This window comes from Agrobacterium sp. 6Ca8 (assembly GCF_055382765.1).
The window spans coordinates 1609468-1635770 of sequence record NZ_AP026433.1; the positions used below are offsets into that span (position 1 = coordinate 1609468).

Here is a 26303-nt window from a genome sequence, read left to right on the forward strand (position 1 = left end):
TCACGCAACGCGAATAATATTCTCCATCAACCCATGCAATTGGTCGCGATAACCGGTTCTCGCCGAAGGCGCATCCTCACGGGACGTCATAACCACCGAAATCCGTTTGGCGGGGACGATATAGAGCATCTGCCCGCCGTAGCCCCAGGCATAATAAACCGTCTCGCCCGCCATCTTCTTGATGAACCAGCAATAGCCGTAACCATCGCCGTTGAAGACGGAATTGGTGCGTTGTTGCCAGGATTGATCGATCCAGCTCTGCGAAATCAAACGCTCGCCGCCTGGCGTTACCCCGCCCAGCCGGTAAAGCTCGCCGAAAGCCAGCAGCGACCGCGCCGTCATCGCCATCTGGTTGCCGCCGAGATAGATGCCCTGCGGATCGCGCTCCCAGCCGCCGATTGAGAAGCCCTCCAGCGGCCGGAACCAGTCGCGCGCCAGCGACAGCGTCGAACGGCCGGATGCCTTGGTCAAAATCGCCGAAAGCAGATGCGTGGAACCGGTGGAGTAAAGCATGCCACCGCCCGGCTCTCCGGCAAAACCCGACCCCAGCGCCATTCGCACCCAGTTGCGGCTGGCGACCCAGCGGCCGTAGTTTGGGCCGGACATTCGTTCCATACCGGATTGCATGGAAAGCAGGTTGCCGATGGTTACCCTTTCCAGACGCGCATCGGGGTTCGGCGGAAAATCGCTGCGCAGGATCGTGGCAATCGGCTGATCCGCCCCGGCCAATATCTTGCGATCGATCGCCATGCCGATCAACGCGGAAATGACAGATTTCGAGGCCGACTTGATGTTGGTGGAACCCATAAGGCTGGCGCCGTGATAGGCACGGCTGGCCACCTCCTGGCCGTCAATACTGACGATGACGGCTTTCAGGCTCGAAAGCCCATCCGCCTCGTTGAGCAATGGACTGAAGCGGGCGCCATTGCCAGCCGTTTGCCCGTAGGCAAGGCGGGCGAAAGGCAAAGATGCGATAAGGCTGAGTGCGGTTCGTCTTTTCATGATGCTGAAGTTAGGCATCGCGGCGCGTTGGAAAAGGGCAAGTGACGGAACATCACTCCAATGTGACTGCTGGCATGGAGGGTGGACGGCCGGATGGTTTAGAATTTACGGTGGCGAAACAGCGTGTTGCGCGAGCTTGGAGAATCAAGCTCTGAGGCAATTGAATCTGTTTGTTAACGACGCGCGTAATCCGGGTCAGAACAAGAAAAAGCCGCTAAGAAGAGCGGCTCAGGCTGCCTGCAATGTAGGACCCTGCCCGCCAGATTACTCCGGCAAAATCCGAACAGCACCCTTGTCGGCACTGGACGCAAAAGCCGCATAGGCCTTCAGCGCTGTCGTGACGTTGCGCTTGCGGAACTCCGCAGGCTTCCAGCCGAGCTGGTCCTGCTCGGCGCGGCGGGCTGCCAGTTCCGCATCCGTAACTTTGAGGTTGATCGTGCGGTTGGGAATATCGATCTCGATCAAGTCGCCCTGACGCACGAGGCCGATAGCGCCGCCCTGCGCCGCTTCCGGCGAGGCATGGCCGATGGACAGGCCGGATGTGCCGCCCGAAAAACGTCCGTCGGTGATCAGCGCGCAGGCTTTGCCGAGGCCCTTGGACTTGAGGTAGCTGGTCGGATAGAGCATTTCCTGCATTCCGGGGCCGCCCTTCGGTCCTTCGTAACGAATGACGACGACATCACCTGCGTTGACCTCGTTGGAAAGAATACCCTTAACCGCCGCGTCCTGGCTTTCGTAAACAACCGCCGGACCGCTGAATTTCAGGATGGATTCGTCGACACCCGCCGTCTTCACGATGCAGCCATCAAGAGCGATGTTGCCATAAAGCACGGCCAGACCGCCATCCTTGGAGAAAGGCTTTTCAACCGAGCGGATAACGCCGTTCTCACCGTCCGTATCCAGATCGTCCCAGCGCGACGACTGGCTGAAGGCCACCTGCGTCGGCACGCCGCCGGGGGCAGCCTTAAAGAACTGCCGCACGGTTTCGCTGTTGGTGCGGGTGATGTCCCAACGGTCGATGGCGTCGCCCAGCGTCGCCTCGTGCACCGTGTAGGTATCGCGGTTGAGGAGACCGCCACGATCCAGCTCACCGAGAATGCGCATGATGCCGCCGGCGCGGTGAACGTCTTCCATGTGCACGTCCTGCTTGGCAGGCGCGACCTTGGAAAGGCAGGGAACCTTGCGGGAAAGACGGTCGATGTCTTCCATGCCGAAATCGACACCGCCCTCATGCGCTGCCGCCAGAATATGCAGCACCGTGTTGGTGGAACCGCCCATGGCGATATCCAGCGACATGGCGTTTTCAAACGCAGCCTTGTTGGCAATGGTGCGCGGCAGAACGGTCTCGTCGTCCTGCTCGTAATAACGGCGCGCCAGATCGACGATCAGGTGACCGGCCTCGACGAACAGGCGTTTGCGGTCCGAATGGGTGGCAAGCGTCGAACCATTGCCGGGCAATGACAGGCCGAGCGCCTCGGTCAGACAGTTCATGGAATTGGCAGTGAACATGCCGGAACAGGAACCGCAGGTCGGGCAAGCGGAACGCTCGATGATCTTGACGTCCTCATCGGAAATCTTGTCGTCCGCAGCTGCGACCATGGCGTCAACCAGATCGAGCGCGACCGTCTTGCCATGCAGAACGACCTTGCCCGCTTCCATCGGACCACCGGAAACGAATACGGCGGGAATGTTGAGGCGCATTGCCGCATTCAGCATGCCGGGGGTGATCTTGTCGCAGTTGGAGATGCACACCATCGCGTCGGCGCAATGGGCATTGACCATGTATTCGACCGAGTCAGCGATGATTTCGCGCGACGGCAGCGAATAAAGCATGCCATCATGTCCCATGGCGATGCCGTCATCAACAGCGATGGTGTTAAATTCCTTAGCGACGCCACCGGCCGCTTCGATTTCACGCGCAACGAGCTGGCCGAGATCCTTCAGATGCACATGGCCCGGCACAAATTGCGTGAAGGAATTGACCACCGCGATGATGGGCTTGCCGAAATCGCTGTCCTTCATGCCGGTGGCGCGCCATAGGCCGCGCGCGCCCGCCATGTTGCGGCCGTGGGTTGTCGTTCTGGAGCGATAGACTGGCATGGTGTTTTCCTCGATCTCTTGGGCAGAAGAGCGCATTCCCGCACCGCGGTCAAAATGCCCTCGCCCTATTTTGCGGTTTTTCTAGCGCAAACCGTAAGCCCTGTCACTGTCACCTTCGGGCAAAACAGTACGGTTCGGTACGGTACGCCCGGTTTGAATGTTGCAATTCGCGCGGTCTGTCATCACAAATGCGCGATTTTTGCCGCCCGGCCGCTGTTTTTGCGCAGAGTGCTGAAACATATCTGTGCAGCGGCCGTATAGCCTATCATAATCGATTTATCGCCGATGCACCCGGCTTTTGTGGAGGTTGAAATGCCCGCCTATCGTCCGCCCCTCATCCCGGCACGAGAAATCACGCCGAAGAATATCTACCTCTCGAGACGCGGCTTCCTGGGCACGGCGGCGGGGCTTGCGGCAATCGGGCTTTCCGGCCGCGAGGCTGTCGCCACTCCGCTTGCTGCCAAAGCAGGCGCCTACAAGCTGGATGAGAAGCTCACCCCGCTCGATGCCGTCACCAGCTACAATAATTTCTATGAGTTCGGAGTGGGCAAATCCGACCCGAAGGAAAATTCCGGCAAGTTCAAGCCCACCCCCTGGACGGTAAAAGTGGATGGCCTTGTCTCCAAACCGCAGGAATTCGGCATCGAAGAGCTGATGAAATATCAGCTAGAGGAGCGCACCTATCGCATGCGCTGCGTCGAGGGCTGGTCGATGGTCATTCCGTGGATCGGTTTCCCTCTCGCCGCCCTTCTCGACAAGGTGGAGCCACTCGGCAGCGCGAAATACGTGTCCTTCGAAACCGTGGTGCGGCCGGAGGAAATGCCGGGCCAGAGCGGCCTGTTCCAGCCTCTGTCCTGGCCCTATGTCGAGGGTCTGCGCCTAGATGAGGCCCGCCATCCTCTGACCATTCTTGCCGTCGGACTATACGGCGAAACCCTGCCGAACCAGAATGGCGCGCCCATTCGCCTCGTCGTTCCCTGGAAATACGGCTTCAAGGGCATCAAATCCATCGTCCGTATTTCGCTTGTCGAGAAACAGCCGGAAACGACGTGGAAAAACTCCAACGCCCGCGAATACGGCTTCTATTCCAACGTCAATCCGCATGTGGACCATCCGCGCTGGAGCCAGGCGACGGAACAGCGAATCGGCGAAGGCGGCTTTTTCGGCACCCAGAACCGCCCTACCCTGATGTTCAACGGCTACGACGAGGTGGCAAGCCTCTATACCGGCCTCGATCTAAAGGCGAATTACTGATCATGGCCCTCGCCTTTTCGCTTCCCTCACTGCCGAAGCGTTATCAGCCGGCAGCCATCTGGTCGCTTTATGTCATCGGCCTCTGTCCCGGCCTGTGGTATTTTTACCTCGCCGCGACGGGCGGCCTCGGCTTCAACCCAGTCAAGGATTTCGAGCACATGCTCGGCATCTGGGCCCTGCGCTTTCTCTGCCTCGGCTTGCTGGTGACGCCGCTGCGCGATCTCTTCAACATAAACCTCATCGCCTATCGCCGGGCGCTGGGACTGATCGCCTTCTATTACGTGCTGGCACATTTCAGCGTCTATCTGGTTCTGGACCGCGGCCTGGTCTTCAGCTCCATCGCCGCTGATATTCTCAAGCGGCCCTATATCATGTTCGGCATGGCGGGGCTCGTCATGCTGCTGCCGCTCGCGCTCACCTCCAACCGCTGGTCGATCCGCAAGCTCGGCAGCCGCTGGAACACGCTGCACAAGCTCGTCTATCTCGTGCTCATCGTCGGCGTACTGCATTTCGTGTTGGCGCGAAAATCGATCACGCTCGAGCCGGTGTTTTATATCAGTACGATGGTGGTGTTGCTCGGGTATCGGCTGGTGCGGCCCTCGATCATGGCGGCGAAGAGGGCAAGGCGCGCAAGCCCCGTCCGGACGTAAAGGACGCCACCGCGATCCCGCCGATATATCAGACGATATTCCACACCGAGAAAACGCGGCCGAGCAGCAAAGCTCCGGCCGCCGTTGCGCGAAACGCGTCCAGCGCCGGGAAATGAACGAGCCGAATCAATTCCACGACGACGACGGCGATGACGGCGATGTGAACCTCGTAACCGTACCAGCGGGACGGAAGGATGGCCGCCAGCAGCAGATAGACCATCGCCCCCCAGAGCACGGATCCGCCATATTTTACCGCCACGAACGGCAATCCCACCTCGTAGCCGAACGCCCGCAAGCAAAGACCGCCAATGATCACAATCATGGCCGCCGCCAAAAGCCGGATGCGGGCAAAATAAGGCGGGGAAAGGCGTGACGGACCCATGCGAGTTCCTTCCGGTTTTCGTATGAAAATTTAACGGATACAAATCGAGGCGCGAACATGAGCATAGCAACAGGCCCAGCCGCAACCCGCCTCTCGGTTTTGGACAATCTTCTGTGCGATACCTATCCTTGGGGCGAACTCAAGGGCATCAGGCGCTTTGTCATCGAATTTCTCTATTTCGGTATCAAGGAAGCCCGTGCCTGCCTGTTTGCGGGATTGTTCTTCATTTCCATCTTCGTAGTGCCGCATGGTGGGGTATTTGGCATTCCGCGTTATGACGTGCTGCTGATCGTCGCGCTCGGCATCCAGTTCTTCATGATCTGGAGCAGGCTGGAAACGCTTGACGAGGCCAAGGCCATCCTGCTGTTCCATATCGTCGGCTTCGCGCTTGAGGTGTTCAAGACGTCAAGCGCTATCCAGTCCTGGTCCTACCCCGACTTCGCCTATAGCAAGGTCCTCGGCGTGCCGCTCTTTTCCGGCTTCATGTACGCCGCCGTCGGCAGCTACATCATCCAGGCGTGGCGCCTGCTGGATGTGCGCATTCGCAATTATCCCACCTATTGGATGGCAACGCTGATCGGCATCGCCATCTACGCCAACTTCTTCACCCACCACTTTATCGGTGACTACCGCTGGTACATCGCCGCCTGCGCCATCGGCCTCTATTCCCGCGCAACAGTGGTCTACCGTCCCTATGATCGGGATCGAAAGATGCCGCTGCTTCTCTCCTTCGTCCTGATAGGGTTTTTCGTCTGGCTGGCGGAAAACATCTCCACATTCTTCGGTATCTGGAAATATCCCGATCAGATCGGCGCCTGGTCCGTGGTGCATATCGGCAAGTGGAGTTCGTGGTCGCTGCTGGTCATCATGACGTTTACGATTGTCGCGCAACTCAAGCACATCAAGGCCCGCATCCACGTTCCGGAGTGAAGCGAGCGCTTTCCAAGCATCGTTAAAAACGACGATTGCAGGACATCGAGCCGATAGAGAGCAATAACTTAGATATCATTAAGTAAATCCTGCCAAAAAATCTACCGGGCGATATACAAGACAAGCGAAAATACCGAAGTTGGCGTATTTATTGTTCACGACGCCAGCCGCCCTAATGGCTTCTATGTTGATACAGCTTACCATCGGAACGCCGATATTGTGAAAAAGACCATTACACCCGCGCCCGTATTCCTGAAATTTACAGGCTATATGATCCAAGACTTCGAAATGTTCGAAAGCTTGGATGGCGTCTTACTTTTAGGTTTGTATCACTTAACCAAAAAGGAGCGAAATGAGCTCAATACATTCCTTGCATCCCTGTTGCGCTCTGATGTTTCAGATGGCTTGATTGGAGATCTTTGGAACACATCCAATGCTGAATTTGGTGCCGAAGGTAAGGGAATTAGATGGCTTCTCAACCGGACCGTCGAGTTGATCGAAGGTGACGACGGCACTGACGGTTACTATCTGCGTCGTTCATGACTATTCTTTTGGAAAATAAAAAGGCGGGTGATTTCTCACCCGGCTTTTTAATTCACGACGCCTGAACGGCGTCAGACCTTACGCAGCTTCGGCAGCAGCAGCTTCCGCAGCAACGCGAGCCTTGTCGGCTGCGCCCTTGGCGTCAACGTCACGCTCGACGAATTCAACAACGGCCAGAGCCGCGTTGTCGCCCTGGCGGAAGCCAGCCTTCATGATGCGCAGGTAGCCGCCGTTGCGGGTTGCGTAACGCGAAGCGATTGCGTCGAACAGCTTGCGAACAGCGTCCTGATCCTTGATCTGCGAGATCGCCTGACGACGAGCGTGCAGGTCGCCGCGCTTGCCAAGCGTCACGAGACGCTCAACGATCGGACGGATTTCCTTCGCCTTAGGAAGGGTGGTGACGATCTGCTCATGGGTGATGAGCGAAGCAGCCATGTTGGCAAACATTGCCTTGCGGTGGCTGGCGGTTCTATTGAGCTTGCGGCCTGAATTACCGTGGCGCATTGCTATTCTCCTTCTACGCAGGTGCCTTCTCTAAGGCCTGCCGTTTCCTGGCACATGCAGATGACTTATCTGCTGTTTGACGGGGAAAGGCAGTCTTTAAGGTCTGCCTTCTTGTTTGTTAGTATTGGTCTTCGTAACGCTTGGCGAGATCTTCGATGTTCTCAGGCGGCCATGCCGGTACTTCCATACCGAGGTGCAGACCCATGGAAGCGAGAACTTCCTTGATTTCGTTCAGCGACTTGCGACCAAAGTTCGGCGTGCGAAGCATTTCGGCTTCGGTCTTCTGGATCAGGTCGCCGATATAGACGATGTTGTCGTTCTTCAGGCAGTTTGCCGAACGAACGGACAGTTCCAGCTCGTCGACCTTCTTGAGAAGCGCCGGGTTGAACGCGAGTTCGGTAACCGATTCTTCTTCTGCTTCCTTCTGCGGCTCGTCGAAGTTGACGAAGACGCCGAGCTGGTCCTGAAGAATGCGAGCGGCGAAGGCAACGGCGTCTTCGCCGGAAACCGAACCGTTGGTCTCGATCGTCATGATCAGCTTGTCATAGTCGAGAACCTGACCTTCACGGGTGTTTTCCACCTTGTAGGACACTTTCTTGACCGGAGAATACAGGCTGTCCACCGGAATGAGGCCAATTGGGGCATCTTCCGCGCGGTTGCGCTCAGCCGGTACGTAACCCTTGCCGTTGTTGACGGTGAATTCCATGCGGATTTCAGCGCCTTCGTCCAGCGTGCAGATCACGTGGTCGGGGTTCAGGATCTCGATGTCGCCAACCGTCTGGATGTCACCAGCGGTTACCGAACCCGGACCCTGCTTGCGCACGACCATGCGCTTGGAATCGTCACCATCCATCTTGATGGCGATTTCCTTGATGTTGAGCACGATATCCGTCACATCTTCCCGAACGCCGGGGATGGAGGAGAATTCGTGCAGGACACCGTCGATCTGCACGGCCGTAACAGCGGCACCACGCAGAGAAGACAACAGAACGCGACGCAGCGCGTTGCCGAGAGTAAGACCGAAACCACGCTCCAGCGGCTCGGCAACGAGAGTTGCCTTGGTGCGGCTGGACGAGGTGAACTCGACCTTGTTCGGCTTGATAAGTTCCTGCCAGTTCTTCTGAATCATCTTTAAACCTTCCGTTCGCCGCCACCATCCAATCGTGACGGACCGAGCATGAAAACACTGAGAGGAACCTAATTCCGCGGTTCATCAGTGGGTTCTTGAGCGCAAGTCCGTCGATCGAAATCGACGCGCACACGCCAGATACACGAAAATTCCGCCAGACCGAAGGAAAGGCGGAATTTCCGAACCACGGTCGCGTCAGACGCGGCGCTTCTTGCGCGGACGGCAACCGTTGTGCGGGATCGGCGTCACGTCGCGAATGGAAGTGATCATGAAACCGGCAGCCTGCAGAGCGCGAAGTGCCGATTCACGGCCGGAACCCGGACCGCAAACTTCAACTTCAAGCGACTTCATGCCGTGTTCCTGAGCCTTCTTCGCGCAATCTTCAGCAGCGATCTGGGCAGCAAACGGGGTCGACTTGCGCGAACCCTTGAAGCCCTTGGCACCAGCGGACGACCAGGCAATAGCATTGCCCTGTGCGTCGGTGATGGTGATCATCGTGTTGTTGAAGGTCGAGTTGACATGCGCGACGCCCGACGTGATATTTTTACGTTCGCGACGGCGAACGCGTGCGGCTTCCTTGGCCATTTTATACCTTTCATTGATCTCTTCACCGCCGTAACACCAGCGGCTACACCGGCGATCGACCCGTTTCCGAGCTTCACGCCAAACTCAGAAAGGCTGGCGCAGACCGCACCAGCCTCTCCTTTCCGGAGAACCGGAAAATTACTTCTTCTTACCAGCGATAGCCTTCGCCGGACCCTTACGGGTGCGGGCGTTGGTGTGCGTGCGCTGACCGCGGACCGGAAGGCCACGACGGTGACGCAGGCCGCGGTAGCAGCCGAGGTCCATCAGACGCTTGATGTTCATCGAGGTCTCGCGACGAAGATCGCCTTCGACCTGATAGTCGCGATCGATGGCTTCGCGGATCTGAAGAACTTCAGCATCCGTAAGCTGATGAACGCGCTTGTCAGCCGGAAGACCGACCTTGTCCATGATTTCCTGCGCGAATTTCGGACCAATCCCGTGAATATACGTCAGCGCAATAACAACGCGCTTTGCAGTCGGGATGTTGACGCCAGCGATACGTGCCACGTCTTTTCTCCTTGGTTCCAGTTGCCATCCGGCAAGTGGTGATTCCATTCGAGCGGCCGACACGACCGCCAGTTCAAAATTGATGTCCGTGACAAGTCAAAACGACCGAACCCGGATTTCCATCCCTTAAGGGAAATCCGCGCCAGTCGCTTGGGATGTCGCGAGTTGGCGCGGTGTTTAACGGAATCAGCGCTAAAAAGCAACCGGCTCCGCCAAGATTCTTTTGCGATCCAAAGGATACGCCGTATCAGGAGCACAGGATTTGCCGGGAAAACCGCCTGCGGTTTTCACCATCCCGCTCCAACCATCAGGCCGAGGCCTTTTCCAGAACCCGTTCGATGGCTGCGGTGACGGCATCGACATCAGCCATGCCATCCAGTGTCACAAGTTCGCCCTGCTCGCTGTAATATTGCGACAGCGGCGCAGTCTTCTCGCGATACTCCGTCAACCGCTTGCGGAAGGCTTCCGGATTGTCGTCGGAACGAACCGTGCCACCGGCAGCGATGGTCTCTGCAACGCGATTTTCGATTCGGCGAATCAGCGCCTCCTCGTCCACCTTCAGTTCGATGACGGCATCGAGGGCGACGTTCTTCTTGTGCATGTTCTCGGCAAGCGCCTTGGCCTGCGGAACGGTGCGCGGATAGCCATCGAGAATGAAACCCTTGGCACAGTCCGGAGCTTCGATGCGTTCGGAAACGATCTGATTGACGATATCGTCGGAAACCAGCCCGCCGGCGTCCATGACGGCCTTGGCGCGCTTGCCTATTTCCGTGCCCGCGCTAACCGCAGCGCGAAGCATGTCACCGGTGGAAAGCTGCGGGATCCCGTACTTGTCAGTCAGGCGTTTGGCCTGGGTTCCCTTGCCCGCACCCGGCGGACCTAAAAATATCAGTCTCATCGTCCCCTCTTTCCTCCACGCAACTTCGACTTCTTGATCAGTCCTTCATACTGCTGCGCGATCAGGTGTCCCTGAATTTGCGCAACCGTGTCCAGAGTTACACTGACAACGATCAAAAGCGAAGTACCACCAAGGGCTAATGGAATGCCCGTACGTGCGATAAGTGTCTCAGGAAGGATACACACGAAGACAAGATAAACAGCGCCGACAACCGTGATACGGGTCAGAACGTAATCGATGTACTCCGCGGTGCGCTCGCCCGGACGAATGCCCGGAATGAAGCCGCCATGCTTCTTGAGGTTATCGGCCGTGTCCTTCGGATTGAAGACGATAGCCGTGTAGAAAAATGCAAAGAACGCGATGAGCAGGCCGTAGAGCGCCATGAACAGCGGCTGTCCATGCTGCAACGACGCGATGATCGAGGTTGCCCAGCCCGGCAGGTTGGTGTTTCCGGCAAAACCGGCAGCCGTCGCAGGCAGAAGCAGCAGCGAGGATGCGAAGATCGCGGGAATAACGCCAGCCGTGTTGAGCTTCAGCGGCAGATGCGAGGTATCGCCCTGGAACATCCGGTTGCCGACCTGGCGTTTCGGATATTGTATCAGCAGACGGCGCTGGGCGCGCTCCACGAAAACGATCAGCGCGATGACGCCGATTGCCACGATAACGACCATGAGGATGAGCGTCGTCGACAACGCACCGGTGCGGCCGAGTTCCAGCGTGCCGGCAAGCGCCTTGGGCAGACCTGCGGCAATACCGGCAAAGATGATGAGCGAAATACCGTTGCCGATGCCGCGCGAGGTAATCTGTTCGCCAAGCCACATCAGGAACATCGTGCCGCCGAGCAGCGTGATGACGGTGGAAATACGGAAGAACAGGCCAGGATCGACCACGAGGCCGTTGCCGCTCTCAAGGCCGACAGCGATGCCGTAGGCCTGCAGGGTGCCAAGCAGTACCGTGCCGTAGCGCGTGTACTGGTTGATGATCTTGCGTCCGGCTTCGCCTTCCTTCTTCAACGCTTCGAGCGAAGGCACGACCGAGGTCATGAGCTGCACGATGATCGAAGCGGAGATGTAAGGCATGATGCCGAGGGCGAAGATCGCCATACGCTCGACTGCGCCACCCGCAAACATGTTGAAAAGACCGAGAATACCGTTGGCCTGGCCACGGAAGGCCTGTGCATAGGCTTCGGGGTTCAGACCCGGAAGCGGAATGTGGGTACCAAGACGGTAGACGAGAAGTGCGGCAAGAGTAAACCAGAGACGCTTTTTCAGATCCTCCGCCTTAGCGAAGGTCGAAAAATTCAGGTTCGAAGCCAGTTGTTCCGCTGCTGAAGCCATAAATTTCTCCGAATGACCCTTGCCGGCCAGCGAAACCGGCCAATGCGGAAAGGTCTAAAAATACCGGTTCAAAAACGGGCTTCGGACGAACACGGCGTTGCGCCGCCATCATGCCTCACCCTGTTTTTTTATGTCCTATCCCCTCCCTCAAGGAAGTTCAAGAACTGTGAGGCTCTCCCTGCGGCACTTTATGCCGCATGTGGCGCGCATAACAGCTGCACCGCGAAGAGTTTGCCATGATGCCACAATAAATCGATTTAAATCGAGAGCACCATAAGCCAGGGAGCGCAAACGCCCGGAGCGACTATGCCCCGGGCGTCTGGAGTCTATATATTACTCGGAGGCTTCAGCTGCAACTGCGAGAAGCTTGATAGAGCTGCCAGCCTTCTCAATCTTTTCGAGTGCAGGCTTGGAAGCGCCGGCAACTTCAAAAGCAACCTTGCTCGTCAGTTCGCCGTCAGCGAGAATGCGAACGCCGTCCTTGGTGCGACGGATAACGCCAGCAGCCTTGAGAGCAGCAGCATCGATCGTTGCGGAAGCGTCGAGCTTCTTGGCGTCGATGGCCGTCTGAATGCGGCCGAGCGATACAACAGCAAATTCGGAAGCGAAAATGTTGTTGAAACCGCGCTTCGGAAGACGACGGTAGATTGGCATCTGACCGCCTTCAAAACCGTTGATGGCGACGCCCGAACGAGCCTTTTGACCCTTTACACCGCGACCACCGGTCTTGCCCTTGCCGGAACCAATACCGCGACCTACGCGGATGCGGTCCTTGGTGGAGCCTTCGTTGTCTCTGATTTCATTGAGTTTCATGATAGGTTACTCCGTCTCACTTCTCGTCAACGACGCGAACGAGATGCTGGACCGCACGGATCATGCCGCGAACCGCAGGAGTATCTTCCAGGGTGCGCTGACGGTGCATCTTGTTGAGACCCAGACCGACCAGCGTCTGACGCTGGATTGCCGGGCGGCGGATAGGGCTGCCGATCTGTTCGACCGTAACAGTCTTTTTGGCTTCAGTAGTCTTCTTGGCCATGATCCAGCTCCTTATTCTTCAGAAGCGTTGCCGGAAGCGGCACGACGAGACTGAAGGGTCGCATACTTGAGACCACGCTGTGCAGCGATGTCCTTAGGATGAACCTGATGCTTCAGAGCGTCGAACGTTGCGCGAACCATGTTGTACGGGTTCGAAGAACCGGTCGACTTGGCAACAACGTCATGAACGCCCAGCGTTTCGAAAACAGCGCGCATCGGACCACCGGCGATGATACCGGTACCGGCCTTGGCCGAACGCAGCAGAACCTTGCCTGCGCCGTGACGGCCATTGACGTCGTGATGCAGCGTGCGGCCATCGCGCAGCGGAACGAAGATCAGATCGCGCTTTGCGCTCTCGGTTGCCTTACGGATGGCTTCCGGAACTTCGCGAGCCTTGCCGTGACCGAAGCCAACGCGGCCCTTCTGGTCGCCGACGACGACGAGAGCGGCGAAGCCAAAGCGACGGCCACCCTTAACAACCTTTGCAACGCGGTTGATCGCGACCAGCTTGTCGACGAATTCGCTATCGCGTTCTTCACGGTTCTGGCGGTCGTCGCGAGAACCTCTTTTTTCCTGTGCCATTGTCCTTGTCCTTTTTCTTTTACGGGTGGAACGGCAAACGAAAAGACCACCGGCCTCGATGAAGAGACCCGCATGGCCCAGTGAAATTCCGCCCGGATCGTTGTCAGGGCGGAAACTGCAGCGCCGCGTGTCGAAACCGACACGCAAAGGACACTGCAGGATCTTGAGTGGTGCGTGACCCTTTCTCTCGATTGCGAACAATCGAAAGGGTCAAGCACTCAGAAGTTCAGACCGCCTTCGCGGGCAGCTTCTGCCACAGCCTTGATACGGCCGTGATAGATGAATGCGCCACGGTCGAATACGACATCCTTGACGCCAGCCTTGACGCCACGCTCTGCCACCAGCTTGCCTACGACAGCTGCTGCTGCAACGTCGGCGCCGGTCTTGAGCGAGCCGCGCAGATCGGCTTCGAGCGTGGAGGCAGACGCAAGCGTCTTGCCAGCAACGTCATCGATGATCTGAGCGTAGATGTTCTTCGACGAGCGATGAACCGACAGGCGCGGGCGGCCATTGGCAACCGCCTTGATCTGGCGGCGCACACGGCTCGCGCGACGTGCAAGTGCTTCTTTCCTGCTAGCCATTTCGCGTGATCCTTACTTCTTCTTGCCTTCTTTGCGGACGATACGCTCTTCAGCGTACTTCACGCCCTTACCCTTGTAGGGCTCGGGACCACGGTATTCGCGGATTTCCGCGGCAACCTGGCCAACCTGCTGCTTGTTGATGCCGGAAACGATGATTTCCGTCGGCTTCGGAACGGCAATGGTGATGCCGACCGGAGGCTCGTAAACTACATCGTGGCTGAAACCGAGAGCCAGCTGCAGGTTCTTGCCCTGCAGGGCGGCACGGTAACCGACGCCGTTGATTTCGAGCTTGCGTTCGTAGCCGTCCTTAACACCCTTGAAGATGTTCTCGATCATCGTGCGGGACATGCCCCACTTGGAACGAGCTTCCTTGGTGTTGTTGGCCGGCGTTACGGAAACGCCATTATCTTCGAGTTTCAGCTGGATGTCGTCATTAGCGACGAAAAACAGTTCACCCTTCGGGCCCTTAGCAGTGACCTTCTGGCCGTCGACATTGGCCGTAACACCTGCTGGAACCTGAACGGGCTTTTTACCGATACGAGACATTGTTCAATCCTGTCTGTTCGTTATGGAGATCCGTGCTCGGGTCTTAGAAGACCGAGCAAAGAACCTCGCCACCAACGTTCTGTTCGCGAGCTTGGTGATCGGCCATCACGCCCTTCGGGGTCGAAAGGATGGTGATGCCGAGGCCGTTCGCGACCTGCGGAATGGACTTAACCGAGACATAAACTCGGCGGCCCGGCTTGGAAACGCGGCCGATCTCACGGATCACGGACGCGCCTTCGTAGTACTTCAGTTCGATCGTGAATTCGGCCTTGCCGTTTTCGAAATCGACCTTGGAATAACCGCGAATGTAGCCTTCAGCCTGCAGCACGTCGAGAACGCGTGCGCGGAGGCTGGAAGCAGGCGTGCTTACCGAAGACTTACGGCGAGCAGCACCATTGCGGATGCGGGTGAGCATATCACCCAAAGGATCAGTCATGGTCATGTGCCCGTCTCCTTACCAGCTCGACTTGACAATGCCCGGCACCTTGCCGGAATTGCCCAGCTCACGAAGCGCGATACGCGACATCTTGAGTTTGCGATAGAACGCGCGCGGACGGCCCGTTACTTCGCAGCGGTTGCGGATACGCGTCTTCGAGCCGTCACGCGGCAGCGAAGCGAGCTTCAGAGTGGCCTTGAACCGGTCTTCGATCGGAAGGGACTGGTTCATCACGATCGCCTTCAGTGCAGCCCGCTTGGTGGCCTGCTGGGCGACCGACTTGCGGCGGCGCTTGTTCTTTTCAACTGCGCTTGTTTTCGCCATATCGGAGTTCCTTTTCTACGCTCGTCGTTACGGTTAGTGACGGAACGGGAAGTTGAACTCTGTAAGCAGAGCCCGTGCTTCGTCGTCCGACGTCGCCGTCGTGCAAACGATGATGTCCATGCCCCACATCTGATCAACCTTATCGTAGTTGATCTCAGGGAACACAATGTGTTCCTTGATGCCCATGGCGAAGTTGCCACGGCCGTCAAAGCTCTTCGGGTTCAGACCCCGGAAGTCGCGAACGCGCGGCAGCGCGATGTTGACCAGGCGATCAAGGAATTCATACATGCGGGCGCCACGAAGGGTAACCTTCGCACCGATCGGCATGCCTTCGCGAACCTTGAAACCAGCGATCGAGTTGCGAGCGCGGGTAACAACCGGCTTCTGGCCGGCAATCGCAGCCAGGTCACCGGCAGCAATGGTTGGCTTCTTGGAGTCGGCAGTTGCCTCGCCAACACCCATGTTGATCACGATCTTTTCAAGCTTCGGGATCATCATCACGTTGGCGTAGGAGAACTTCTCCTGCATGGCGCCACGGATACGGGAAACGTACTCCGTCTTGAGACGCGGCTCGTACTTATCAGCCATCGATCACTTCTCCCGAACGCTTGGCCACGCGGACCTTCTTGCCGTCTACAACAGTAAAGCCAACGCGGGTCGGCTTGCCATCCTTATCGACGATGGCAATGTTGGAGATGTGCAAGGACGCTTCCTTGTTGATGATGCCAGCTTCCTGAGCCTGGGTCTGGCGCTGGTGACGCTTCACCATGTTAACGCCACGCACAACGGCCCGATCTTCCTTCGGCAAAACCTGGATTACTTCGCCGGTACGGCCCTTGTCCTTACCGGTCAATACGACAACGTTGTCGCCTTTACGAATTTTCTGCATCGCATACGCTCCTTACAGTACTTCCGGAGCCAGCGAGATGATCTTCATGTGGTTCTTGGCGCGAAGTTCGCGCGGAACCGGTCCGAAGATACGGGTGCCGATGGGCTCTTTCTTGTTGTCGATAAGAACGGCTGCGTTGTTATCGAAACGGATGACGCTGCCGTCAGCGCGACGGATGTCCTTGGCGGTGCGAACGACAACCGCCTTCATCACATCGCCCTTCTTGACGCGGCCGCGCGGAATAGCTTCCTTGATGGAAACGACAATAATGTCGCCAACAGAAGCATATTTGCGCTTCGAGCCGCCCAGCACCTTGATGCACATGACACGACGTGCGCCGGAATTATCCGCCACGTCGAGGTTTGTTTGCATCTGAATCATGTCAGGTCGCCTTCTTGTTGTTACCGGAACGGTTGGGCAAACTCTCCCGAGTGAGCCCCCTGCCCCAGCTTATGAATGTCTCTTTTTTTGCGCGGAAATGTCGTGACAGGGTGGTTTCCCGAAGGACCTTCCGTGCGCATCAAAGCAAAAGACGCTCGATTCACGAGCGTCCTTGCGGTGCTTCATACAGTATTTCGCGCCAAGTACAAGAGACCTGGCGCGATTCTGATGAAATTAAGCCTGGGCGGAAACGACCGTCCAGCGCTTGTCCTTGGAGATCGGTGCGCATTCCTCGATGGAAACGACATCGCCGACCTTATACTGATTGTTTTCGTCGTGTGCCTTGTACTTCTTCGAACGGCGAACGGTCTTCTGGAGCAGCGGGTGAGCGAATCGGCGCTCAACCCGGACTACAACAGTCTTCTCGTTCTTGTCGGACACTACGACGCCCTGCAGAATGCGTTTCGGCATATTATTTTTCCTTAGGCCTTGGCTTCTGCCGCCTTCTGGCGGGCAATGGTTTTAACGCGGGCGATGTCCTTGCGGACTTCGTTGATGCGCGAGGACTTCTCCAGCTGGCCAGTCGCCTTCTGGAAGCGCAGGTTGAACTGCTCCTTCTTCAGATCGGCGAGCTTGTCCTTGAGCTGGTCGGCGCTGAGGCCGCGAACTTCATCGGCTTTCATGTGCCTTGCTCCTTACTCTGCGATGCGCTGTACGAAGCGCGTCTTGACCGAGAGCTTGGCAGCGCCGAGACGAAGCGCCTCGCGGGCGATCTCCTCGGACACACCGTCGATCTCGAACATCATACGACCGGGCTTGACCTTGCATGCCCAGTATTCGACCGAACCCTTGCCCTTACCCATACGAACTTCGGTCGGCTTTGCCGTTACCGGAACGTCTGGGAATACGCGGATCCACACACGACCTGCGCGCTTCATGTAACGCGTGATCGCGCGGCGGGCCGCTTCGATCTCGCGTGCGTTCACGCGGTTCGGTTCCTGCGACTTCAAGCCGAATTCACCGAATGCCAGGTCAAAGCCGCCCTTGGCGACGCCCTTGATGCGTCCCTTGAACTGCTTGCGGTACTTAGTACGCTTTGGCTGCAACATTTTCTTACTTCTCCGAGCTTATCTTTCGCCAGCGTCAATCAAGCGTTTTCGCGACGACGATCGGGACGATCGCCACGCTCACGGCTTGCAGGGCCCTGAGCATCGCCTTCGAGACCACGACGCTCAGAAGCCATCGGATCGTGCTCAAGGATTTCGCCCTTGAAGATCCAGACCTTGATGCCGCAGATGCCGAACGCGGTTTCCGCTTCAGCTGTGCCGTAGTCGATGTCCGCACGCAGCGTGTGCAGCGGAACGCGTCCTTCGCGGTACCATTCGGTACGAGCGATTTCGGCGCCACCGAGACGGCCACCGCAGGTGATCTTGATGCCTTCGGCGCCAAGACGCATTGCGGACTGAACCGAACGCTTCATCGCACGGCGGAAAGCCACGCGGCGCTCGAGCTGCTGGGCGATCGACTGGGCGACGAGAGTCGCGTCGATTTCCGGCTTGCGCACTTCAACGATGTTGAGGTGCGTTTCGGAGTTGGTCATCTCGGAAAGCTTCTTGCGAAGCTTCTCGATGTCCGCGCCCTTCTTGCCGATGATGAGACCCGGACGAGCCGAATGGATCGTAACGCGGCACTTCTTGTGCGGACGCTCGATGACCACCTTGGCGATACCGGCCTGCTTGAGTTCCTTGATCAAGTAAGCCCGGATCTTCAGGTCTTCATGCAGCAGCTTGCCGTATTCAGCGGTGTCAGCGTACCAGCGGCTATCCCAGGTACGGTTGATGCCGAGGCGGAAGCCGATCGGATTGATTTTCTGACCCATTATGCGGCCTCCCCTTTTTCCTCAACTTCACGAACAACGATCGTGAGGTGAGAGAACGGCTTTTCAATGCGGGATGCACGACCACGGCCACGAGCGTGGAAACGCTTCATGGTGATGGACTTGCCAACATAGGCCTCGGCGACGACGAGAGCGTCGACGTCGAGGTCATGGTTGTTTTCCGCATTGGCAATCGCAGATTCGAGCGTCTTCTTGACGGTCCCTGCGATGCGCTTGCGGGAGAATTCGAGCTCGGCGAGAGCGCGATCAACCTTCTTGCCACGGATAAGAGCGGCAACCAGGTTCAGTTTCTGGGGGCTGACGCGGAGCGTACGGGCAATGGCCTGAGCCTCATTGTCCTTCAGCCGGCGTTCGGTCTTAGCCTTCGCCATGATTACTTCCTCTTTGCCTTCTTGTCCGCGCCGTGACCGTAATAGGTACGGGTCGGAGAGAATTCACCGAACTTGTGTCCGACCATGTCTTCATTGACAGAGACGGGCACATGCTTGCTGCCGTTGTAGACGCCAAACGTCAATCCGACGAACTGCGGCAGGATCGTGGAGCGACGGCTCCAGATCTTGATTACTTCATTGCGTCCGCTTTCGCGCACCTTCTCAGCCTTAGTGAGAAGATAGCCGTCAACAAACGGACCTTTCCAAACTGAACGAGCCACTTGAGACTTCTCCTCTTACTTCTTGCGCTGATGGCGCGAACGCATGATGAACTTGTCGGTCGACTTGTTCGAACGGGTGCGCTTGCCCTTCGTGGGTTTACCCCACGGAGTAACCGGGTGACGACCACCCGACGTGCGACCTTCACCACCACCGTGCGGGTGGTCGACCGGGTTCATGACGACGCCGCGAACGTGCGGACGCTTGCCACGCCAACGCGAACGACCAGCCTTGCCGTCGTTGGTGTTGCCGTGATCGGAGTTCGAAACTGCGCCGATCGATGCGAGGCAGGAGCCGTGCACCAGACGCTGTTCGCCCGAGTTGAGACGCAGGATAGCCATACCGGCATCGCGGCCGACGAGCTGGACGTACGTACCGGCGGAGCGGGCAATCTGACCGCCTTTACCTGGCTTCATCTCGACGTTGTGGATGATCGAACCGACCGGAATGTACTGAAGCGGCATGGTGTTGCCGGGCTTCACGTCCACTGCCTTGTCGGAGGCGATCACCTTGTCACCGGCAGCGAGACGCTGTGGCGCGAGAATGTAAGCCTGTTCGCCGTCGGTATACGTAACCAGCGCGATGAACGCGGTGCGGTTGGGGTCGTATTCCAAACGTTCAACGGTGCCTTCAACGTCGAACTTGCGACGCTTGAAGTCCACCAGACGGTAGGTCCGCTTGTGACCGCCACCCTGGAACCGGACGGTGATCCGGCCCTGGTTGTTGCGGCCACCCTTGGAGCTGAGGCCCTGGGTGAGAGCCTTTACCGGCTTGCCCTTGTAGAGCGAAGCGCGGTCCACGATAACCAGCTGACGCTGGCTTGGCGTGGTCGGATTGAAACTTTTCAATGCCATATTCTTGTTCCCTTTTGGGTCTTTGCCCGCTTGGGCCTAACCTTTAGAGTCCGGTGGACACGTCGATGGATTGACCTTCGGCGAGCGTAACGACGGCTTTCTTGACGTCTTTCAGCTTACCGGCGAACCCACGGAAACGACGGGTCTTACCCTTGCGGATAAGCGTGTTCACAGCCGTGACTTTGACGCCGAAGAGAGCTTCCACGGCAGCCTTGATTTCAGGCTTGGAAGCGCTTTTGGCGACGTTGAATACGACCTGGTTCTGTTCGGATACCAGCGTCGACTTTTCCGTGATCGAAGGAGATACGATCACATCGTAGTGGCGAAGATCCGTCATTTGAACCGCTCCTCCAGAGCCTCTACAGCAGCCTTGGAAAGCACGAGCTTACCACGACGCAGGATGTCGTAAACATTGATGCCCTGAACCGGCAGAACGTCCACGTTCGGGATGTTCTGAGCTGCGAGCTTGAAGTTGCCATCAAGTTCTGCGCCACCGATAACGAGAGCGTTGGTCAGGCCAAGCGAAGCGAAGCTGCCCAGCAGAGCCTTGGTCTTTGCTTCGGACGCGACGAGCTGATCGACGATGATCAGATCTTCAGCCTTCAGCTTTGCAGACAGGGCGTGACGCAGAGCAAGCGCGCGAACCTTCTTGGGAAGGTCGTGTGCGTGGCTGCGAACGACCGGGCCGTGGGCCTTGCCGCCGCCGCGGAACTGCGGTGCGCGAGCCGAATGGTGACGAGCGCGGCCCGTACCCTTCTGCTTGTACATCTTCGCACCAGTACGGGAAACTTCCGCACGGGTCTTGGTCTTGTGCGTTCCCTGCTGCTTCTTTGCAAGCTGCCAGCGAACCATACGGGCCAGGATATCCTGACGGGGATCGAGGCCGAAAATCTCGTCCGACAGAGAAACCTTGCCGGCGTCTTTTCCCTCGAGGGTCTTGACGTTCAATTCCATGATAAGGCTCCCTTACTTCGCGGCCGACTTGACGGCGTCGCGGACGATGATCCAGGCGCCCTTGGAACCGGGAACTGCACCCTTGACGAGGATCAGGCCACGGTCTTCATCGGTCGAAACGACTTCGAGGTTCTGGGTCGTAACGCGCGTCTGGCCCATATGACCAGCCATGCGCTTGCCCTTCCACACGCGGCCCGGATCCTGGTTGTTACCAGTCGAACCGTGCGCACGGTGCGATACGGAGTTACCGTGCGAAGCGCGACCACCACCGAAGTTGTGACGCTTCATAGCACCGGCAAAACCCTTACCGATCGTGGTTCCCGTTACGTCGACCAGCTGGCCGGCCTGAAAATGAGTTGCGGTCAGTGTTGCACCGATATCGATCAGGTTCTCGGGGGAAACCCGGAACTCGACGAGCTTTGCTTTCGGTTCGACGTTGGCAGCGGCAAAATGACCGCGAAGCGCCTTCGTCGTGTTTTTGACCTTGGACTGGCCGGCACCGAGCTGAACTGCGGTGTAGCCATTCTTGTCTTCCGTGCGCTGGGAAACGACTTGTACGTTATCCATCCGCAATACTGTTACTGGAATATGTTCACCAGCGTCGTTGTAGACGCGGGTCATACCCACTTTCTGTGCAATCACACCTGAACGCATTGGTTCATCCTCTTGCGAGCCTTGAAGGGAAAACCCTTTTTGGCCTTTGTTAAGGAGTGCCCTTCGACATCTCACGATGTTTCCGGTCTCCGGATTGGAAGCCGTTGGATTTCTCCACGTACCTTCCTTGTTATATGGCCCTCACTTGGATGAGGTCAGGCCAGTCTTAGAGCTTGATTTCAACGTCAACGCCGGCAGCCAGGTCGAGCTTCATCAGAGCATCGACGGTCTGCGGGGTGGGGTCAACGATATCGAGAAGACGCTTGTGCGTCCGCATTTCGAACTGTTCACGGCTCTTCTTATCAACGTGAGGAGAGCGGTTGACGGTAAACTTTTCGATGCGGGTGGGGAGCGGAACCGGGCCGCGAACGCTGGCGCCGGTGCGCTTTGCGGTCGACACGATTTCACGGGTAGAGGCATCGAGGATCCGGTGATCGAACGCCTTGAGGCGGATACGGATATTCTGGCCGTTCATTCGTCTTGTCCTTGTTCTTTGTTATTCGTTTCCGCACGCGGAAACACATGAACTTCTATTGATCGTGGCGCCGCAGATTTTCAAAAATCGAGAGGGATGCGCGTCGCACCCCAATCATTTCAGTAGTCTGTATTGCTAAAACACCGCGCTCCGCAATTGCTTGCGAATCCAGCGGGTGAGTGTGAATGCGCGTTTACGCGCTTTCACCGAATTTTTCAAGCACTAAAAATGCAACGCCGCCAGGCTTTTTTACTAAAAGCCCGGCGGCGGTGTGGGTAACACCGCCGCCGGTCTGAATTTCAACGTCGTGAAATTACTCGACGATAGAAGCGACGATGCCGGCGCCGACGGTACGGCCGCCTTCGCGGATAGCGAAGCGCAGCTTTTCTTCCATCGCGATCGGAACGATCAGCTCGACTTCAACAGTGACGTTGTCGCCAGGCATAACCATTTCCGTGCCTTCTGGAAGCGAAACGATACCGGTAACGTCAGTCGTACGGAAGTAGAACTGCGGACGGTAGTTCGTGAAGAACGGCGTATGACGGCCGCCTTCTTCCTTCGTCAGGATGTAGGCTTCTGCCATGAACTTCTTGTGCGGCTTGACCGAACCCGGCTTGCACAGAATCTGGCCACGCTCAACGCCGTCACGGGTAACGCCGCGAACCAGAGCACCGATGTTGTCGCCAGCCTGGCCCTGGTCGAGCAGCTTGCGGAACATTTCAACGCCGGTAACCGTCGTCTTCGACGTCGGACGAATGCCGACGATTTCGACTTCTTCACCAACCTTGACGATACCGCGCTCAACGCGACCCGTCACAACCGTACCACGGCCAGAGATCGAGAACACGTCTTCGATCGGCATCAGGAACGGCTGGTCGATCGGACGCTCAGGCGTCGGGATGTAGGCATCAACAGCAGCCATCAGCTCGCGGATTGCGTCTTCACCGATCTTCTTGTCGGAATCTTCAAGAGCAGCAAGTGCCGAACCCTTGACGATCGGGATATCGTCGCCCGGGAAGTCGTAGGACGACAGAAGTTCGCGAACTTCCAGTTCGACGAGCTCGAGAAGCTCGGCGTCGTCAACCTGGTCAACCTTGTTGAGGAACACGACGATCGCCGGAACGCCAACCTGGCGAGCAAGCAGGATGTGCTCGCGCGTCTGCGGCATCGGGCCGTCAGCTGCAGAGCAAACCAGGATCGCGCCGTCCATCTGGGCAGCACCGGTGATCATGTTCTTCACGTAGTCGGCGTGGCCGGGGCAGTCGACGTGTGCGTAGTGACGGTTCGGCGTTTCGTATTCGACGTGCGCCGTCGAGATCGTGATGCCGCGAGCCTTTTCTTCAGGAGCAGCGTCGATCTGGTCGTACGCCTTGAACTCGCCGAAATACTTCGTGATCGCAGCAGTCAACGACGTCTTGCCGTGGTCGACGTGACCGATCGTGCCAATGTTGACGTGCGGCTTATTGCGCTCAAACTTGCTCTTTGCCATTAGTGGCTCTCCATTCTTGTCCCTTGAGGGGAATAATCTTCAAATCTCTGATGGGGCGCACCCCGATCACTTCTGACCGGAGTACTTTGCCTGGATTTCCTGCGCCACGTTCGACGGAACCGGCGAATAGTGATCGAACGTCATCGAGTACTGCGCGCGGCCCTGCGACATGGAGCGCAGGTTGTCGACGTACTTGAACATGTTCGCGAGCGGAACGTGTGCGCTGATCACGATGGTGATGCCACGCGATTCCTGACCCTGGATCTGACCGCGACGCGAGTTCAGATCGCCGATCACGTCACCGACGTAATCTTCAGGGGTAACGACTTCGACCTTCATCATCGGCTCGAGAAGCTGTGCACCAGCCTTCTTTGCTGCTTCACGGAAGCAGGCACGCGATGCGATTTCGAACGCCAGAACCGAGGAGTCGACATCGTGGTATGCGCCGTCGATCAGGGTCGCCTTGACGCCCAGCATCGGGAAGCCAGCAAGCGGACCGGAAGACAGAACGCTTTCGATACCCTTCTGAACGCCCGGGATGTATTCCTTCGGAACAGCACCGCCGACGATCTTGGATTCGAACTTGAATTCTTCGCCTTCAGGGTTCGGTTCGAAGATGATCTTCACGCGAGCAAACTGACCGGTACCACCGGACTGCTTCTTGTGCGTGTAGTCTTCTTCGTGCTGACGCGTGATGGTTTCGCGGTAGGCAACCTGCGGAGCACCGACGGTTGCTTCAACCTTGAACTCGCGACGCATACGGTCAACGAGGATGTCGAGGTGAAGTTCGCCCATACCCGCGATGATCGTCTGACCGGATTCTTCATCCGTCTTGACGCGAAACGAAGGATCTTCAGCAGCCAGGCGGTTGAGCGCGAGGCCCATCTTTTCCTGGTCGCCCTTGGTCTTCGGCTCGATGGCGATCTGGATGACCGGCTCGGGGAATTCCATGCGCTCGAGGATAACCGGCTTCAGCGGATCGCAGAGCGTATCGCCAGTGGTGGTTTCCTTGAGGCCAGCCAGAGCAACGATGTCGCCGGCAAAGGCTTCTTCGATGTCTTCACGGCTGTTGGAATGCATCTGCAGCATACGACCGACGCGCTCGCGCTTGTCCTTGACCGTGTTGATGACCGACGTGCCCTTTTCGAGCTTGCCGGAGTAGATGCGGGCGAAGGTCAGCGAACCGACGAAGGGGTCGTTCATGATCTTGAACGCGAGCATGGAAAGCGGCTCGCTGTCATCGGCATGACGCTCGATTTCGGCTTCGGTCTTGAAGTCGATGCCCTTGATCGCAGGGATGTCGAGCGGCGAAGGCAGGTAGTCGACGACGGCGTCGAGAAGCGGCTGAACGCCCTTGTTCTTGAACGCGGTACCGCAGAACATCGGGTGGAACTTCACGTCGATGGTGCCGCGGCGAACGAGCGAACGGATCTTCTCGTTGTCGGGCATGATGCCGTTCAGGTAGTCTTCCATCGCTTCTTCGTCGATCTCGACAACGGTCTCGATCAGCTTTTCGCGATATTCTTCAGCCTTGGCCTTCATGTCTTCAGGAATTTCGACGACGTCCCACTGAGCGCCGAGCGATTCGTCGCGCCAGATGAGTGCGTTCATCTCGATCAGGTCGATAACGCCCTTGAACTCGGTCTCAGCGCCGATCGGCAGCTGCATGACAACGGCGGTAGCGCCGAGACGGGTCTTGATCATTTCTACCGAGCGGTAGAAGTCAGCACCGGTCTTGTCCATCTTGTTGCAGAAGATCATACGCGGAACGTTGTACTTCTCAGCCTGACGCCAGACGGTTTCCGTCTGCGGCTCTACACCGGCGTTGGCGTCGAGAAGAGCGATGGCACCGTCGAGAACGCGCAGCGAACGCTCGACTTCAATGGTGAAGTCAACGTGGCCGGGGGTGTCGATGATGTTGAAACGGCGCATCTTGCCATCGCGACCCTTCCAGAAGGTCGTGGTCGCAGCGGACGTGATGGTGATACCACGTTCCTGCTCCTGTTCCATCCAGTCCATCGTGGCAGCGCCATCATGAACTTCGCCGATCTTGTGCGACTTACCGGTGTAATAAAGAATACGCTCGGTGGTCGTCGTCTTACCGGCGTCGATATGCGCCATGATACCGAAATTGCGGTAGTCTTCGATTTTATATTCGCGAGCCATAATGGACTGCCTTTCGATATGCGACCGTTTAAGATTACCAGCGGTAATGCGAGAATGCGCGGTTTGCGTCGGCCATCTTGTGCGTGTCTTCACGCTTCTTGACGGCGGAACCGCGGTTGTTCGCAGCGTCCATGAGTTCGCCGGAAAGGCGATCGACCATGGTCGTTTCGTTACGCTTGCGAGCAGCAGTGATCAGCCAGCGGATGGCGAGAGCCTGACGGCGCTCCGGACGAACGTCGACCGGGACCTGATACGTAGCACCGCCAACGCGACGCGAACGCACTTCAACGTGCGGAGCAACGTTGTCGAGGGCGGAGTGGAACACGCCGAGCGGCTCCTGCTTCGTCTTGCCCTGAACGACGTCGAACGCGCCGTAAACGATGCTTTCCGCGACGGACTTCTTGCCGTGAAGCATGATGGCATTCATGAACTTGGTGACGACCAGATCGCCGAACTTCGGGTCCGGGTTGATCTCACGCTTTTCTGCACTATGGCGACGGGACATATTCTTTGTCTCTCAATGTTATTGACGCTAAACCACGCGGAGAACCTCGCGCAGCGCCTGATTG

Annotated in this window: 36 protein-coding genes and 1 pseudogene; 4 read left to right on the forward strand and 33 right to left on the reverse strand. The window is 57.5% G+C overall.

All coding sequences use genetic code 11. The features are described 5' to 3' along the window. Entirely contained in the window at positions 1-1002 is a 1002-nt protein-coding gene (locus tag ACZ5A6_RS08070) for a serine hydrolase domain-containing protein (RefSeq protein ID WP_174061109.1), read from the reverse strand. Positions 1003-1266: 264 nt separating this feature from the next. After that, positions 1267-3102, reverse strand: a complete 1836-nt coding sequence (ilvD, locus tag ACZ5A6_RS08075; protein WP_174061108.1) for a dihydroxy-acid dehydratase — start codon at positions 3100-3102, stop codon at positions 1267-1269. A gap of 312 nt (positions 3103-3414) precedes the next feature. Here ilvD and msrP point away from each other — a divergent pair, with 312 nt between their 5' ends. Beyond that, positions 3415-4356, forward strand: a complete 942-nt coding sequence (gene msrP / locus ACZ5A6_RS08080; protein WP_025593942.1) for a protein-methionine-sulfoxide reductase catalytic subunit MsrP — start codon at positions 3415-3417, stop codon at positions 4354-4356. A gap of 2 nt (positions 4357-4358) precedes the next feature. Then, a complete protein-coding gene (gene msrQ, locus ACZ5A6_RS08085; RefSeq protein ID WP_113157731.1) occupies positions 4359-5006 on the forward strand; it encodes a protein-methionine-sulfoxide reductase heme-binding subunit MsrQ in 648 nt (215 codons plus the stop codon). Here msrQ and ACZ5A6_RS08090 read toward each other — a convergent pair. Continuing rightward, a pseudogene (locus tag ACZ5A6_RS08090) lies at positions 4960-5388 on the reverse strand (ribosomal maturation YjgA family protein). The gene msrQ and the pseudogene ACZ5A6_RS08090 sit on opposite strands and share 47 nt — an antisense overlap. A gap of 57 nt (positions 5389-5445) precedes the next feature. Between ACZ5A6_RS08090 and ACZ5A6_RS08095 the strand changes: the two are divergent. Both ACZ5A6_RS08095 and ACZ5A6_RS08100 read left to right on the forward strand, forming a co-directional pair. After that, positions 5446-6318, forward strand: a complete 873-nt coding sequence (locus ACZ5A6_RS08095) for a DUF817 domain-containing protein (protein ID WP_003516116.1) — start codon at positions 5446-5448, stop codon at positions 6316-6318. Positions 6319-6537: 219 nt separating this feature from the next. Further along, positions 6538-6861 carry a hypothetical protein gene (locus tag ACZ5A6_RS08100; RefSeq protein ID WP_333717822.1) on the forward strand — a complete coding sequence of 108 codons (324 nt, stop codon included), beginning with the start codon at positions 6538-6540 and terminating at the stop codon, positions 6859-6861. 78 nt (positions 6862-6939) lie between these two features. Here ACZ5A6_RS08100 and rplQ read toward each other — a convergent pair whose 3' ends face one another. The 30 genes from rplQ to rpsG all read right to left on the reverse strand — a co-directional run bounded on the left by rplQ (position 6940) and on the right by rpsG (position 26239). Next, positions 6940-7365, reverse strand: a complete 426-nt coding sequence (rplQ, locus tag ACZ5A6_RS08105) for a 50S ribosomal protein L17 (protein WP_003495230.1) — start codon at positions 7363-7365, stop codon at positions 6940-6942. Positions 7366-7483: 118 nt separating this feature from the next. Continuing rightward, a complete protein-coding gene (locus ACZ5A6_RS08110; RefSeq protein WP_003516121.1) occupies positions 7484-8494 on the reverse strand; it encodes a DNA-directed RNA polymerase subunit alpha in 1011 nt (336 codons plus the stop codon). A gap of 195 nt (positions 8495-8689) precedes the next feature. Then, positions 8690-9079 (reverse strand): 30S ribosomal protein S11, encoded by a 390-nt coding sequence (gene rpsK, locus ACZ5A6_RS08115; protein ID WP_003495225.1) that lies wholly within the window; start codon positions 9077-9079, stop codon positions 8690-8692. Between the two features lie 138 nt (positions 9080-9217). Next, a complete protein-coding gene (gene rpsM / locus ACZ5A6_RS08120) occupies positions 9218-9586 on the reverse strand; it encodes a 30S ribosomal protein S13 (RefSeq protein ID WP_003516122.1) in 369 nt (122 codons plus the stop codon). A gap of 307 nt (positions 9587-9893) precedes the next feature. Further along, positions 9894-10484, reverse strand: coding sequence for an adenylate kinase (locus tag ACZ5A6_RS08125; RefSeq protein WP_003516123.1), 591 nt, complete (start codon positions 10482-10484; stop codon positions 9894-9896). Next, the gene (secY, locus tag ACZ5A6_RS08130; protein WP_003516124.1) at positions 10481-11821 is read right to left on the reverse strand and encodes a preprotein translocase subunit SecY; all 1341 of its coding nucleotides are present in this window, start codon (positions 11819-11821) and stop codon (positions 10481-10483) included. The genes ACZ5A6_RS08125 and secY overlap by 4 nt, the downstream gene beginning before the upstream one ends. A 333-nt stretch (positions 11822-12154) precedes the next feature. Continuing rightward, a complete protein-coding gene (gene rplO, locus ACZ5A6_RS08135; RefSeq protein WP_003516125.1) occupies positions 12155-12634 on the reverse strand; it encodes a 50S ribosomal protein L15 in 480 nt (159 codons plus the stop codon). Positions 12635-12650: 16 nt separating this feature from the next. Then, positions 12651-12857, reverse strand: coding sequence for a 50S ribosomal protein L30 (gene rpmD / locus ACZ5A6_RS08140; RefSeq protein WP_003495212.1), 207 nt, complete (start codon positions 12855-12857; stop codon positions 12651-12653). A gap of 11 nt (positions 12858-12868) precedes the next feature. Beyond that, positions 12869-13438 carry a 30S ribosomal protein S5 gene (gene rpsE / locus ACZ5A6_RS08145; RefSeq protein ID WP_003516126.1) on the reverse strand — a complete coding sequence of 190 codons (570 nt, stop codon included), beginning with the start codon at positions 13436-13438 and terminating at the stop codon, positions 12869-12871. 218 nt (positions 13439-13656) lie between these two features. Then, positions 13657-14019, reverse strand: a complete 363-nt coding sequence (rplR, locus tag ACZ5A6_RS08150) for a 50S ribosomal protein L18 (RefSeq protein WP_003516127.1) — start codon at positions 14017-14019, stop codon at positions 13657-13659. Between the two features lie 12 nt (positions 14020-14031). After that, the gene (gene rplF, locus ACZ5A6_RS08155; RefSeq protein ID WP_003516129.1) at positions 14032-14565 is read right to left on the reverse strand and encodes a 50S ribosomal protein L6; all 534 of its coding nucleotides are present in this window, start codon (positions 14563-14565) and stop codon (positions 14032-14034) included. A 43-nt stretch (positions 14566-14608) separates the two neighbouring features. After that, positions 14609-15007, reverse strand: a complete 399-nt coding sequence (rpsH, locus tag ACZ5A6_RS08160; protein ID WP_003516131.1) for a 30S ribosomal protein S8 — start codon at positions 15005-15007, stop codon at positions 14609-14611. A 12-nt stretch (positions 15008-15019) separates the two neighbouring features. Continuing rightward, complete coding sequence (gene rpsN / locus ACZ5A6_RS08165; RefSeq protein WP_003495202.1) at positions 15020-15325, reverse strand: 30S ribosomal protein S14; 306 nt, start codon at positions 15323-15325, stop codon at positions 15020-15022. 33 nt (positions 15326-15358) lie between these two features. Continuing rightward, positions 15359-15913, reverse strand: coding sequence for a 50S ribosomal protein L5 (rplE, locus tag ACZ5A6_RS08170; protein ID WP_003495201.1), 555 nt, complete (start codon positions 15911-15913; stop codon positions 15359-15361). Continuing rightward, complete coding sequence (gene rplX / locus ACZ5A6_RS08175) at positions 15906-16214, reverse strand: 50S ribosomal protein L24 (protein WP_003516133.1); 309 nt, start codon at positions 16212-16214, stop codon at positions 15906-15908. The genes rplE and rplX overlap by 8 nt, the downstream gene beginning before the upstream one ends. A 12-nt stretch (positions 16215-16226) precedes the next feature. After that, positions 16227-16595 (reverse strand): 50S ribosomal protein L14, encoded by a 369-nt coding sequence (gene rplN, locus ACZ5A6_RS08180; protein ID WP_003495199.1) that lies wholly within the window; start codon positions 16593-16595, stop codon positions 16227-16229. Positions 16596-16829: 234 nt separating this feature from the next. Next, positions 16830-17066, reverse strand: coding sequence for a 30S ribosomal protein S17 (gene rpsQ, locus ACZ5A6_RS08185; RefSeq protein WP_003495195.1), 237 nt, complete (start codon positions 17064-17066; stop codon positions 16830-16832). An 11-nt stretch (positions 17067-17077) separates the two neighbouring features. Further along, complete coding sequence (rpmC, locus tag ACZ5A6_RS08190; RefSeq protein WP_003495193.1) at positions 17078-17278, reverse strand: 50S ribosomal protein L29; 201 nt, start codon at positions 17276-17278, stop codon at positions 17078-17080. Positions 17279-17290: 12 nt separating this feature from the next. Next, complete coding sequence (gene rplP, locus ACZ5A6_RS08195; RefSeq protein WP_003516136.1) at positions 17291-17704, reverse strand: 50S ribosomal protein L16; 414 nt, start codon at positions 17702-17704, stop codon at positions 17291-17293. 38 nt (positions 17705-17742) lie between these two features. Next, on the reverse strand, positions 17743-18474 hold the full coding sequence (rpsC, locus tag ACZ5A6_RS08200) for a 30S ribosomal protein S3 (protein ID WP_003516138.1): 732 nt from the start codon (positions 18472-18474) through the stop codon (positions 17743-17745). Next, positions 18474-18863 carry a 50S ribosomal protein L22 gene (rplV, locus tag ACZ5A6_RS08205; RefSeq protein WP_003495184.1) on the reverse strand — a complete coding sequence of 130 codons (390 nt, stop codon included), beginning with the start codon at positions 18861-18863 and terminating at the stop codon, positions 18474-18476. The genes rpsC and rplV overlap by 1 nt, the downstream gene beginning before the upstream one ends. Before the next feature lie 2 nt (positions 18864-18865). After that, positions 18866-19144 carry a 30S ribosomal protein S19 gene (gene rpsS, locus ACZ5A6_RS08210; RefSeq protein WP_003507772.1) on the reverse strand — a complete coding sequence of 93 codons (279 nt, stop codon included), beginning with the start codon at positions 19142-19144 and terminating at the stop codon, positions 18866-18868. Positions 19145-19159: 15 nt separating this feature from the next. Further along, positions 19160-19996 (reverse strand): 50S ribosomal protein L2, encoded by an 837-nt coding sequence (rplB, locus tag ACZ5A6_RS08215; protein WP_003516146.1) that lies wholly within the window; start codon positions 19994-19996, stop codon positions 19160-19162. A gap of 43 nt (positions 19997-20039) precedes the next feature. Then, on the reverse strand, positions 20040-20333 hold the full coding sequence (locus tag ACZ5A6_RS08220; RefSeq protein ID WP_003495178.1) for a 50S ribosomal protein L23: 294 nt from the start codon (positions 20331-20333) through the stop codon (positions 20040-20042). Continuing rightward, positions 20330-20950 carry a 50S ribosomal protein L4 gene (gene rplD, locus ACZ5A6_RS08225; RefSeq protein ID WP_003516147.1) on the reverse strand — a complete coding sequence of 207 codons (621 nt, stop codon included), beginning with the start codon at positions 20948-20950 and terminating at the stop codon, positions 20330-20332. The genes ACZ5A6_RS08220 and rplD overlap by 4 nt, the downstream gene beginning before the upstream one ends. 12 nt (positions 20951-20962) lie before the next feature. Further along, complete coding sequence (gene rplC, locus ACZ5A6_RS08230) at positions 20963-21604, reverse strand: 50S ribosomal protein L3 (protein WP_003516149.1); 642 nt, start codon at positions 21602-21604, stop codon at positions 20963-20965. A 166-nt stretch (positions 21605-21770) separates the two neighbouring features. Then, positions 21771-22079, reverse strand: coding sequence for a 30S ribosomal protein S10 (gene rpsJ / locus ACZ5A6_RS08235; RefSeq protein WP_003507767.1), 309 nt, complete (start codon positions 22077-22079; stop codon positions 21771-21773). Between the two features lie 313 nt (positions 22080-22392). Continuing rightward, positions 22393-23568, reverse strand: coding sequence for an elongation factor Tu (tuf, locus tag ACZ5A6_RS08240; RefSeq protein WP_013636434.1), 1176 nt, complete (start codon positions 23566-23568; stop codon positions 22393-22395). Positions 23569-23634: 66 nt separating this feature from the next. Then, positions 23635-25734: an elongation factor G gene (fusA, locus tag ACZ5A6_RS08245; protein WP_003519335.1), complete on the reverse strand. Its 2100-nt coding sequence runs from the start codon at positions 25732-25734 to the stop codon at positions 23635-23637. 34 nt (positions 25735-25768) lie between these two features. Continuing rightward, positions 25769-26239 (reverse strand): 30S ribosomal protein S7, encoded by a 471-nt coding sequence (gene rpsG, locus ACZ5A6_RS08250; protein WP_003507761.1) that lies wholly within the window; start codon positions 26237-26239, stop codon positions 25769-25771. Positions 26240-26303: the final 64 nt, after the last annotated feature.